Source organism: Caulobacter sp. (assembly GCF_035254145.1).
In the GTDB taxonomy this organism is placed as follows: domain Bacteria; phylum Pseudomonadota; class Alphaproteobacteria; order Caulobacterales; family Caulobacteraceae; genus Caulobacter.
In genome coordinates this window covers 1-11278 of sequence record NZ_DATFAV010000026.1, presented here as the reverse complement: position 1 = coordinate 11278, position 11278 = coordinate 1, and the positions used below count along the sequence as shown (strand labels likewise).

At 66.4% G+C, this 11278-nt stretch carries 10 protein-coding genes and 2 tRNA genes; 2 read left to right on the top strand and 10 right to left on the bottom strand.

The genetic code is table 11. From position 1 onward, the window contains the following. Positions 1–97 precede the first annotated feature (97 nt). Positions 98–2809, bottom strand: coding sequence for a DNA ligase D (gene ligD, locus VJ655_RS01400; RefSeq protein WP_324097578.1), 2712 nt, complete (start codon positions 2807–2809; stop codon positions 98–100). Positions 2810–2820: 11 nt separating this feature from the next. Next, on the bottom strand, positions 2821–3102 hold the full coding sequence (locus VJ655_RS01395) for a hypothetical protein (RefSeq protein ID WP_324097577.1): 282 nt from the start codon (positions 3100–3102) through the stop codon (positions 2821–2823). Between the two features lie 433 nt (positions 3103–3535). On the opposite strand from VJ655_RS01395, the gene VJ655_RS01390 reads away from it, so the two are divergent. Further along, on the top strand, positions 3536–3817 hold the full coding sequence (locus VJ655_RS01390) for an HU family DNA-binding protein (protein ID WP_066682603.1): 282 nt from the start codon (positions 3536–3538) through the stop codon (positions 3815–3817). A 252-nt stretch (positions 3818–4069) separates the two neighbouring features. After that, complete coding sequence (locus VJ655_RS01385) at positions 4070–4816, top strand: UdgX family uracil-DNA binding protein (protein ID WP_414646914.1); 747 nt, start codon at positions 4070–4072, stop codon at positions 4814–4816. Between the two features lie 152 nt (positions 4817–4968). Here the strand turns inward: VJ655_RS01385 and VJ655_RS01380 are convergent, their stop codons facing one another. The 8 genes from VJ655_RS01380 to VJ655_RS01345 all read right to left on the bottom strand — a co-directional run bounded on the left by VJ655_RS01380 (position 4969) and on the right by VJ655_RS01345 (position 11216). Further along, the gene (locus VJ655_RS01380; protein WP_324097575.1) at positions 4969–5505 is read right to left on the bottom strand and encodes a hemerythrin domain-containing protein; all 537 of its coding nucleotides are present in this window, start codon (positions 5503–5505) and stop codon (positions 4969–4971) included. A gap of 145 nt (positions 5506–5650) precedes the next feature. Beyond that, a complete protein-coding gene (locus tag VJ655_RS01375; RefSeq protein WP_324097574.1) occupies positions 5651–7327 on the bottom strand; it encodes an ATP-binding protein in 1677 nt (558 codons plus the stop codon). Between the two features lie 41 nt (positions 7328–7368). After that, positions 7369–7884 carry a YfiR family protein gene (locus tag VJ655_RS01370; RefSeq protein WP_324097579.1) on the bottom strand — a complete coding sequence of 172 codons (516 nt, stop codon included), beginning with the start codon at positions 7882–7884 and terminating at the stop codon, positions 7369–7371. A 367-nt stretch (positions 7885–8251) separates the two neighbouring features. Further along, positions 8252–8328 (bottom strand) — tRNA-His (locus tag VJ655_RS01365). A 163-nt stretch (positions 8329–8491) separates the two neighbouring features. Continuing rightward, positions 8492–9223: an energy transducer TonB gene (locus tag VJ655_RS01360; RefSeq protein ID WP_324097573.1), complete on the bottom strand. Its 732-nt coding sequence runs from the start codon at positions 9221–9223 to the stop codon at positions 8492–8494. A 14-nt stretch (positions 9224–9237) separates the two neighbouring features. Beyond that, positions 9238–9669 carry a biopolymer transporter ExbD gene (locus VJ655_RS01355; RefSeq protein ID WP_324097572.1) on the bottom strand — a complete coding sequence of 144 codons (432 nt, stop codon included), beginning with the start codon at positions 9667–9669 and terminating at the stop codon, positions 9238–9240. Between the two features lie 5 nt (positions 9670–9674). After that, positions 9675–10571, bottom strand: coding sequence for a MotA/TolQ/ExbB proton channel family protein (locus VJ655_RS01350; RefSeq protein ID WP_324097571.1), 897 nt, complete (start codon positions 10569–10571; stop codon positions 9675–9677). Between the two features lie 569 nt (positions 10572–11140). Continuing rightward, positions 11141–11216: transfer RNA gene (locus tag VJ655_RS01345), tRNA-Phe, on the bottom strand. Positions 11217–11278 lie beyond the last annotated feature (62 nt).

Below are 11278 nucleotides of genomic sequence, written 5' to 3'. Positions count from 1 at the left end.
GCCATGCCCTTCTCCCGTCGTCATGGTTGGACCGGCGTTCGAACGCGCCGAAGCGGTACTGTAAAAGCCGCGCCGCCGCCGTCAACGCGACGGCCGCCTACTTCCTTCCCAGCTTCTTGATCGCCGCCGCCAGGTCCCGTTCGCTCTCGGCGTAAGCATCCCAGGCGTCCAGGCTCCTCATCAGCCCCGGCACGGTTCGGATGTTGAACCGCGAGGGATCCAGCCCCTTCCGAACCTGCGTCCAGGCCACCGGCCACGAGACCGGCGCGCCAGGGCGGCCACGCGGCGACAGCGGAGCCACGGCCGTGCTCATGCGGTCGTTGCGCAGGTAGTCGAGGAAAATCTTCCCGCCCCGATCCTTCTTGGCCATCGAGATCAGGTACTGGCCAGGACTGTCGGCGGCCATTCGCGCGCAGACCTCGCGGGCGAAGGCCTTGGCCGTGTCCCAGTCGACCCCATTCCCGTTTTTTTGGGAGGTGGGCTTCAGGGGCGTCACGACGTGCAGGCCTTTGCCGCCGGTGGTCTTGCAGAACGGCGTCAGGCCCAGGGCCTCCAGCCGGTCGCGGATTTCCCGCGCGCCCTCGACCACGGCGTCGAACGCCACGTCCGGCGCGGGATCCAGGTCGAAGACCAATCGCCCCGGGACGTCTTGTTCTCCCGGCCGGCAGTTCCAGGGATGCAGTTCCGTCGCGCCCCACTGGGCAGCGGCGACCAGGCTCTCGACCGTGTTGAAGACGAGATAGGGTTTACGGTCACCGCTGACCACGACCTCGTCGATCAGGGCCGAGACGCCCTTGCCCGAATGACGCTGGAAGAACTTTTCGCCGCCGATGCCGTCCGGCATGCGGATCACCGAGCACGGCCGGCCCCTGACGTGCTCCAGCATCCAGGGGCCGACCGCCTCGAAATACTGGGCCAGATCCAGCTTGGTCCCGGGCGTCCCGTCGCCGGCGTCTGGCCAGAGCGGCTTGTCGGGGCTGGAGATCGCCACCCCTAGAACCGAGGCTTTGCCGCTCGAACGCCTGGGTGTCGCCGCGTTTGGGGATGGAGCCCGGGGCTGAGCCAGCTCGACCGTCTCGGCCGGCGCGGGCGCCTCGGCCTCCACCGCTTGGGCGGGCTTGTCCTCGCGCAGTCCCTTGAACGACGCCTGGCGCACCGAGCCGTCTCCCGTGAAGCCGGCGAACTCTATCTCGGCCACCAAGACGGGATCCACCCAATTGACGTTCGGGCCGCCGCGGGGCGCGCCCTTGCCGGAGAACGCCGAAGTCTTGCGCGCGGCGGCCGTCAGCTTGGGTAGCAGCCGCGCGACCTTGTCTCGACTAAAGCCCGTGCCGACCCGGCCGACATGGACAAGGTCGCCGTCACGGTAGACGCCGACGATCAGCGACCGGAAGGCCTCGCCGGTCGTGGTCCAGCCGCCGATCACCACCTCGTGGCCGGCCCGGCACTTGGCCTTGGTCCAGCCCCCCGACTTCCCCGAACGATAAGGCGCGTCGAGCTTCTTGGAGATCACGCCTTCCAGCGACATCCGGCAGGCCGACTGCAGGACCGCCTGGCCACCGCTTGTGAAGTGCTCGACATAGCGGATGCGGTCGCCGTCCTGGGGCAGAAGAGCCTTCAGCCGCGCCTTGCGTTCCGACAGCGGCAGGTCTGTGAGATCCTCGCCCTCGGCGTGCAGCAGATCGAAGACGAAGAAGATCAGGTCGTCGGTCTTCTCCTCGGCCAGGGCGGCCTGAAGGTCGGCGAACGAGGGGGAGCCGTCGGCGTCCAGGGCCACGACCTCGCCGTCGATCAAGGCGTCCGGCAGAGCCGCGCCATCCTTGATAAGCCGGGGGAACTTGCGGCTCCAGTCGAGGCCGGCGCGAGTGCGCAGGGTCGCCTTACCACCCTCCACCCGCATCTGCATGCGGTAGCCGTCGAACTTGATCTCGTGCGCCCAGTCGCCGCCGGCTGGGGGACGGTCGACCAGCTTGCACAGCTGGGGCGGCACGAAGTCGGGCATGACCGCCTTCCTGGCCGGCCTGGCCTCGGCGGGGGACTTGGTCGCCGCCATTGACGCCACCTTGGACGCCTTCGCCTCGCGCCCCTTCGACGCTCCAGTTTCCTCGGCGGCCTTCTCGGCGCTGGCCTCGGGCGAACGGTTGCTGTCCCAGACCGCGTCGGAGGCGGAGGCCTTGGCGGTCATGAACGGCGTCGGGCGCTTGCCCTCGCCCGCCGCGATCTGCTCCATCGTCCGGCCCGAGGCGATCGAAAAGGACGTGTCCGCCAGAAAATCCAGATCGTCCTCGATCGCGAACTCGTCGCGGTGCTTGATCAGCAGCCAGTTCTCGCGCTTGCCGCTCGCCCCCCCATTGGCGAACTTGTCGTTGTTGATCCGGACCAGGACATAGCCGCCCTTCATCCGCTCGCCGGCGAAGACGAGCTTGATCTCACCCTTCTTGAGGCCCTTCTGGAGGTCGAAGCCCGGCTCGGGCGCCCACCAGCCGCGGTCCCACAGCATCACCGTGCCGCCGCCGTACTGGCCCTTGGGGATCGTGCCCTCGAAGTCGCCATAGGCCAGCGGGTGGTCCTCGACATGGACCGCCAGCCGCCGGTCATGCGGATCGCGCGACGGCCCCTTGGTCACCGCCCACGACAGGAACACGCCCTCGTGCTCCAGCCGCAGGTCATAGTGCAGTCGCGTGGCGTGGTGTTTCTGGATGACGAAGCGCGCCCGCTCGGACGCGGCGACCTTGACCTCGCCCGAGGGCTCTGCAGTCTTCTGAAAGTCGCGCTTGGCCTGGTAGGCCGCGAGCTTGCGCGCCGCCATCGCTGTCCGCCCTATTCGCCGTCGAAGACTTGTGGTCGCTCGTCGTCGACGTCGCGACCTTCGCCCGGATCGGCGTCTTCCTCGAGCGCGATGATCTCGTCGTCGTCCAGGTCTTCGCCGATCAGGGCGTCGTCGTCATCGGCGTCGCCCTCGGCCTGGGTGACGTCAAGCACGTCGGGCAGTTCCTCGAACGTGCGCAACTCACCGTCCTTGCCGACGACATCCTCGTCCAGCGCCTCGGCGCCGTCCTGTTCGTCCCAGCCCTCTTCTCGTCCAGCGTCGATATCGGTCATGAAGGGTCTCCTTTCGGGTTCGACAGGAGGAATGACTGGGGCGGACGGGCGTTCCGGTCTTGAGCCTTCAGAACCGCGAACACACTGAAGGGATGGAAAGGGAGGCGGAGCGCTGCGCGCCCCTATACTCTCCTCTCCTCCGCCTCTGGAGAAGGAAGAGCGCCCATACTCCGGCGGTGTTCACGCCCTTCGCGACGCGATTCCCGTGCAGAATCACCCATGCCGCGAGCGACCCGATGGTCCACTTTCAGGACCATCATTAACGCTTTTGCCCCGATCTTGGCCGTTCCGGAGACGACGATTCCGAAAAAATCCCCGTCCCATGGGCGTTTTGCCCCCATGAATCGGCTTTTTAACCTTCCCTAACGGGTGACAAACGCGAAACGCGTCGGCAGGCTCGCATTTCCCTGATTCACAGGACATGAGCTAAGAGATGACGAACGTTTCCGATCTGGTCGACGCCGCTGTCGCCGCTGACGACAAGCTGACCAAGACCCAAGCCAAGGCCATCATCGACGGCGTCTTCAAGTCGATCTCCGACGCCGCCGTGAAGGGTGAAGAAGTCTCGATCCCGGGCTTCGGCAAGTTCAAGGTCCAGGCCAAGCCGGCCCGCACCGGCCGCAACCCGGCCACGGGCGCGACCATCGAAATCGCCGCCAGCAAGAAGGTCGCCTTCACGCCGGCCAAGCAACTGAAGGACGCCGTCAACGGCTAAGCCTTTAGAACGCGACAACCGAAAAGGGTCACCCGTTTCGGCGCCTGTCGCGCTCCAAGCTTGAACCCAGGGTAGCCCCCAAGCGGCGCAACCTGGGGCGAGAGGCGGACACCTCGAGTGTCCGCCTCTCCACGCTTTTCCTCCCGCGCGACGTTGCGCTAGGCGTCAGCATCGCGCGGGAAGTCGTACTGGAACAAATAACGAACATAAAGCGCGTCATACGGGCCCGTCTCGACTTCCGCGCAAGCTCGCATCTTCCGGCGGCGGAACCGCCGCGAGTCCCGCTCATTCCTGAGAGATCGAAAAGCCCAGGAACGCGCCGTCGCCATGGTCGCCGCCCGTCCCCACCCGCCCTCCGACCGTGTCCTGAAGGCCGCCCGGCGCGGAGCCTCATCCGACCAGGGCGCGCCGATGAGCCTGGAAGATGTCGCGCTTGGCGTGCGGGCCTGCCGCCGTTGCGACCTCTGGCGTGACGCCACCCAGGGCGTGGCGGGCGAAGGCATGGGCGAGGCGCCGCTCATGTTCGTCGGCGAACAACCGGGCGATCAGGAGGATCTGGCGGGACGCCCCTTCGTCGGTCCCGCGGGACAGGTGTTCGACAGGGCGCTGGCGGAGGCGGGCGTACCGCGCGACCGAAGCTTCGTCACCAATGCGGTAAAGCATTTCAAGCACAAGAGGCGTGGCAAGCGCCGCATCCACAAGGCGCCGGATCGTGGCGAGGTCACCGCCTGCCGATGGTGGCTGGACGCCGAGCGGCGGCTGGTGCGACCGCGCGTGATCGTCATGTTGGGCGCCACGGCCGCGCTCGCCGTAGTGGGCAAGCCCACGCCGATCGGCGCCAATCGCGGTAAGGCGCTGCAGCTGCCCGACCAGGCCCAGGGGCTGGTGACCTATCACCCGTCATTCCTGCTGCGCATACCGGACGCGACGGCGAAGGCGCGAGCCTATGCGGCGTTCATCCAGGATCTGCGAACGGCCAAGGATCTGGCCGGACTCTGAAGGACGCCTTTCTCCGCAAGACGGACACGCCCGGGGCCACCTCCCCCGCGTGGCGGGGGAGGATCGCGACCCGCTAGAGCGTGTCTGGTCTAGATCTTTTACTTAGAGCGCGTTCCAGCGGTTTAACCGCTCACACTTGAACCTGACGCGCTCTAGTTCACGGGCTTGCCGCCCATCTGGGCCATCAGCTCTTCCTTGCGCGCCTTCAGGCGTTCGCCCATGGCCTCGAGGTCCTCGTCGCCCTTCTTGGCTTGCGAGAACAGGCCGCCGGGTTGCTCCTCTTCCTTGACGTGGTGCTTGATGTACTCGCCCAGAACCTTGACCTTGGCGTCGTAGAACTCGTCGCTGGGCTTCATCGCCTCGATCTCGGCGATCAGCTTCTTGGCGCCGTCGTGTTCGACATAGGCCTCGTCCAGCATGTCGTCATCGACCTCGCCGCGTTCCTCGGGATAGAGGATCTCCTCCTCGATCTGCGTATGAACCTTCAGGGCCAGGGCGATCTTGTTGAACAGCGCCAGCTTTTCGGCTTCGCTCTCGAGTTGTTCGTACTCGTCGAACATCCCCTCCACCTCGCGGTGATCCTTTTTCAGCAGCGCGACCGCCAATGGGTCGCGGCGGCCGGTCCGGCGCGTGCGGCGCGGCTTGGCGGACTTGGTCTTGCTCGATGAACTCTTGGTGGCGGCGGCCATGGAAATCTCCCTCTCGTCTCCCGACCGTCAACAAACCCGCAGCGCGCCTTGCCGTTCCGTTTGCCCCAAACTCTTGAATGAAAAACATTTTCAGTGTCGGGCGGTCGACTGACGGACGCTCTCCCACCGACGGACGGGCCAAGCCCTAGCGGGCGGGTCCGACGAGCACCGCTTCCAACTCCGCGGCCAGCGCTTCGATCCGGTAAGGCTTGACCAGCACGCGTCGGCCTTCCTTGCTCGCGGCGGCCGCCGCAGCGCTATAGCCGGTGGTCAGCACGACCGGCAGGTCCGGACGCAGGCGCGAGATGTCGCGGGCCAGGTCGAGACCGCCGATGTCGCCCGGCATCACCATATCACTGAAGACGAGCTGGACGTCAGGGTCCGCGCGCAGGGCCTCCAGGGCGCTGGCGCCGTCGCCGACGCGGCTCACCTCGTAGCCCAGCTCGCGCAGCATTTCCTCGACCAGTTGGGCGACGCTGTCGTCGTCCTCGACCAGCAGGACCCGTTGACGCCCCGCCGGCGAAGCCTTGCCCGTGGCGGCGGCTGGAGCGGGCGCGACCGGGGACTTCGTCGAGCGCGGGATTCGCAGCCAGATCGTCGTCCCCTCGCCCAGGACGCTCTCCACGCCCACCTCGCCGCCCGACGCGCGAGCGAAGCCATAGACCTGTGACAGCCCAAGGCCCGTGCCCTTGCCGACCGCCTTGGTGGTGAAGAACGGCTCGAACAGGCGGCTGACCATGTCGGGCGCGACGCCGACGCCGGTGTCGCGGATCGCCAGCCGGACCATATCGCCAGCGCCGTCCGGGCGGCCGGAAGGCTCGTTGCGCGCCTCGATGACGATCGCCCCGCCGTCGGGCATGGCGTCGCGGGCGTTGATGGCGATGTTCAGGACGGCGACTTCCAGCTGCGAAGCGTCGACCTCCACGCGCCACAGGTCGGGCGGCAGTTCCATCCGGACGGTCACGTCCTCGCGCAGGGAGCGGTCTAGGATGGCGTGCATGCCGGCCAGGCGCTCGCCGATGTCGACCACCTCCGGCTTCAGGGGTGAGCGGCGCGAGAAGGCGAGCAACTGCTGGGTCAGGCTGGCGCCCCGATCGATGGCCTGGCGGATGCCCTGGCGCAGGCGATCGCGCCGCGTCGGATCCGACGTGCGCTCCAGGAGATCGAGGCCACTGGAGGCGACCATCAGCAGGTTGTTGAAGTCGTGCGCCACGCCGCCGGTCAGCTGGCCCATGGCCTCCATCTTCTGGGACTGGCGCAGGGCGTCCTCGGCCTTCTCGCGCTCGCGGATCTCGGCCTTGAGCTTGCGATAGGCCTCGGCCTCGCGCGCGTTGGCCGCGCCAAGGACGGCGACCAGCAGGGCGGCCATCACGATCAGCAGAGCGAAGCCGGCGTAGCGCATCGCTCGCCGCGTCGGCGATTCCAGCATGGTGCGCAGATAGACGGAGCCGAGAACGGTCTCCCCTTCGATCACGGGAGCCGTCAGCACCAGGCGTGAGCCGTCCATGCGGGGCGGTCCCAGGACGTTGCGGGTCGGCGGCGGCGTTCCGGCCCGCGTATAGCCGGCGGCCAGACCGCCCTGCATGTCGTAGGCGGCCACCGCCTCGACATCGGGATTGGAGCTTTGGGCCCCGACATATTCGCGAGCGGCCGAGCGGTCGTCGAAGGCCAGGGGCGCGGCCATGCTGCTGGCGAGGATGCGTAGCTGCACCTGCGCCTGGCGGAACCGCTCCTGCTGGCTCAGGCGCTCATTGTAGACGGCCATGCCGAAGGCGGCCAGGACGATGGCGATCGCCAGGCCCACCGCCATCGAGACGGTCAAGGCCGGACGCCAGCGGCGCCGTCGTGAGACCTCGGCCTCCGTCATCGCGCGCCTCGCTGCGGCGTCGACAGCGACAGCAGCTTGGAGCTCAGGATCAGGCCCTCGGCCTGGACCGCTTCGGCGCGGATGACGAAGCGCACCCGTCCTTCGACCGTGACGAATTGAATCATGGCGTCTGGCGCGTCCAGCATCTCGTCGGCCACGGTCAGCACGGGGCGTCCCGCCACGGCGGCCAGCATCTGGCGAGGGGTCTGAACGCGGGAGGTCGACACGAACAGCATGTGGCAGTCCGCGCCCTTGGCCACCGAGGGCAGGCGCGTCACGACCATCGGATGCTCTCCAACCCGACGACCGCGAGTGGCGCGATCGAGGATCGGGCCGAACGGATCGCTCCCGGCGACGCAGAGGCGGAAGGGGCTGGAGACGTTCTCGAAGGCCGTCTCTGGCCAGGCCGTAAACGGAGGAAACTTGGAAAGATAGCCAGCCTTCACGGCGGAGGCCCCCCGCCAGCCGCCGCGATCGCCAGCCATGGCGACGCTGTTCAGCGCACACAGCACCGCCAACGCCCCGGCCAGAAGGGTCCGTGGTCGCCGACGCCATTCATGCGCCCATCGCGGGGTGCTGGGCGGAACGCCCAAAACCATACGCCAGTCCCCCTCAGAACCTTCCAACGCCAAAAATGCGTCGCGCGCCAGAACGCGTCGCGCGAAAAGGGCGAACGGCTTATCCGCCCAGCCCGGTCCAAGTTTGCAAAGCGCGTGTCTTGGTCGTCCAGATGATTCCATCCGGACCGTCCCGGCGCCAAGCACAGCCGTTCGATCCCATTCCCGTGACATTTTGGAGGCGAGGGCCCGGCTGGGGCGAAGACTGGGACAAAAAAGCAAAAAGCCCGGAGCGAACCCCGGGCTTTTCAAAGGCTTGCGATGGTACCAGCTCTCGGGCTCGAACCGAGGACCTCTAGATCCACAATCTAGCGCTCTAACCAACTGAGCTAAGCCGGCTCATCGCGAGGCGTTGTCTTTAGTGAAATCGCCCTTCCGGATCAAGCGGAGATCCGGTGGTTTCCAGAGGAAAACGCCTCCAGGCCGAAGTTGCGGTCTCAACGAGAAAGCGCCCCGGAGCCGAAACTCCGGGGCGCTTCTGAGCTTTCGCCTGAACCAAGTCCTATTGCGGGACTTGGAACACCAGCGGGACGGTCACCTGACCACCGTCGACGGGCGCGCCGTCGAGGGTTTTCGGCTTCATCCGGAACAGGCGCGACAGACGAATGGCCGCGTCGCCGAAGCCCATGTCAGCCGGGTTCTCGGAGACCACGGAGCAGCCTTCCAGAGTACCCTTCGCCGTCACGGTGCACGAGATCGTGGCCTTGCCGCTGACTTCCATCCGCTGAGCGCGGTCGGGGTAGTAGCGGGCCATGTCGTCGCCGCTGGGCTTGCGGGCCCAGTCCGGACGCGTGATCACCGAGGCGCGAGCCGGCGGGTTCGTCGGCTGCGGAGGAGCCTGCGAAATCACCGGCGGAGCCGTCGTCTCGACCCGCTTTTCAACGGGCGGGATCGGCAGCGGCGGCGGCGGCGTCACGTCCGGCGGCGGAGCCACCGGGGGACGCGGCTGCACCACGGCCGGAGGCGGCGGCGGCTCGTTGGTCGGCGGCGGCGGCGGAGGAGGCGGGGGCGGCGGCGGAGGAGGCGGAGGAAGCTCCACATCCACGGCGTCGTCCGAGTACTCCTGGAACACCGCCTCGAACTTCTGCTTCGCGAGGTAAGCGAAGAGCAGTCCGTGCAGACCCAGCACCACGATCAGGGCGACGCCAAACGGCCCCATACCCTTTTTGCGTCGCGGACCTTCCGAAGTGAGCGGATCGTAGTGGCGATGCTCGGGCGTATTTTGTTCAGCCATGCAGCACCCCTACCTTAGCTATCATCCCGTCCGACGAGAGCCACGCTGTAGAAGCCATTATCCTGGAGAGTGTTCATCACCTCCATGAAAGCCCCGTAGCGAACCTTTTCGTCGGCCCGGATGAAGATACGCTCCTTGGACGGGTCACGCTTGCCGATGTTCTTGGCAAGGTCCTGTCCCATCTCGTCCACGGTCGTCGGAAAGTCCCCGATGAAGACCTGACCCGACTCCTTGATCGAGATGTAAACCGGTTTCGGCGGGTTAGGAGATGCTTTCGCCACCGCCGGCGGCAGGTTCACTTCGACCGACACGGAGGCCAGCGGAGCGGCCACCATGAAGATGATCAGGAGCACCAGCATGACGTCCACGAAGGGCGTGACGTTGATGTCGCTGTTCTGTTCGACGTTGAACCTGTCGCCCCCACCGCCTGAGAGTTTGGCGGCCATGGGTGTTACGCCCCCTTGTCGAGCTGACGCGAGATGGCGTTCATCAGTTCAGCAACGAAACCTTCCGAGCGGGTGCCGTAACCCGAGATACGGGTCTGGAAGTAGTTGTAGAAGATAACGGCCGGGATAGCGGCGAAGAGGCCGATACCCGTGGCGAGCAGGGCTTCAGCGATACCCGGCGCCACGACGGCGAGGTTGGTCGTGTTGGTGTTCGCGATGCCGATGAACGACGTCATGATGCCGTACACCGTACCGAACAGACCGATGAACGGACCGGCCGAACCGACCGAAGCCAGGAACACCATGCCGCCCGACAGACGCTTGGCCAGCGAGGACTGGACGGCGTTGATGGCGTAGGTGGCGCGGGCCAGCGTCGAGTCGCGGTGCTCGCCGGCGACTTGCAGGCCAGCTTGACGCGACAGTTCGACTTCCTGCGAGGCGGCGGCGGCCATGTCGGCCATCGGGTTGCCTTCGAATTCTTCCGACGAGCTGATGCGCGCGATGTCGGCGATCGAGCGAGCGCCGCGGAAGGCTTCCAGGAACTTGTCCGATTGCTTGTTCAGACCGGCGAACTCGAAAATCTTGGTGAGCAGCAGCACCCACGAGAAGACCGAGGCCAGCAGCAGGCCGATCATGACGACCTTAACGACGGCGCCGGCGGCGAGGAACATGCCGACGGGCGTCAGCGAGTGGCCGCCCTTCTTCTCGCCGCCTTCTTCGGCGGGAGCGGCTTCCGGGGCCGGCGCCGCAGCGGCGTCAGCAGCCGGGGCGGCCGGGGCGGCGGCTTCCGAAGTCGCGGGGGCCGGAGCCGCGGCGTCTTGGGCGAAAGCCGGGGCGCTCGCCATCAGCGCAACGGCGCCGACGAGAGCGATGAGGGGGGTCTTCCGTTTAATGTCGAGCATCTGTCGCCAGTTCCTGATTGGTCTAGCACGTTTGGACCGAGGGTCGTCGCGCGAGAGCGTCTCCACCCTAACTCTGAATAGCCCGTCTGGGGTTCGATTTCTCGCATCCCCGGACAGACCCGCTTCGCTGCGCTCGACCCGTTACGCCCCTCACGAGGACCAAGCCCCCAAGAAGGATCGTTTCGAAGCGCGTGCGACCGAGGCCCTGGTGAGGGGCTCCGGTCTTACCGCAATGTTAGAATTGCGGCTGTGGTCCTTTGGCAACCCCTTTTCGCACCGTCAAGGGGATCGTTTGGGCACAAAATCGTCGTAGACGCCCATCGCGACCACCGTTTACCGCGCCGCACAAAGGAGTTTTCGGGAAAAGGGGGCGTTTTTCCCCTGATATGAAGATTGGCGATATTGCACTGCAGCAATGCAACAAAACAGCGCTCGATGAAGAAAGGCGCCCGCCGACTTGGCAGATAAAGGTTTGGGGACCCGGCCAGACGTCGTCTTCATGACGAAAAGATGACGCCGCCGTACGCGCGCGACGCCGCGCAAAGGCTCGGAGATCAAGACGGGAAAAGTGGTGCCTGGGGCCGGAATCGAACCAGCGACACGCGGATTTTCAATCCGCTGCTCTACCAACTGAGCTACCCAGGCATCCGGGCTTTGGCGGCTGAAACCGCCTTGGCGACCTCGCCTTGCAGCGAGGAGCCGGGTCT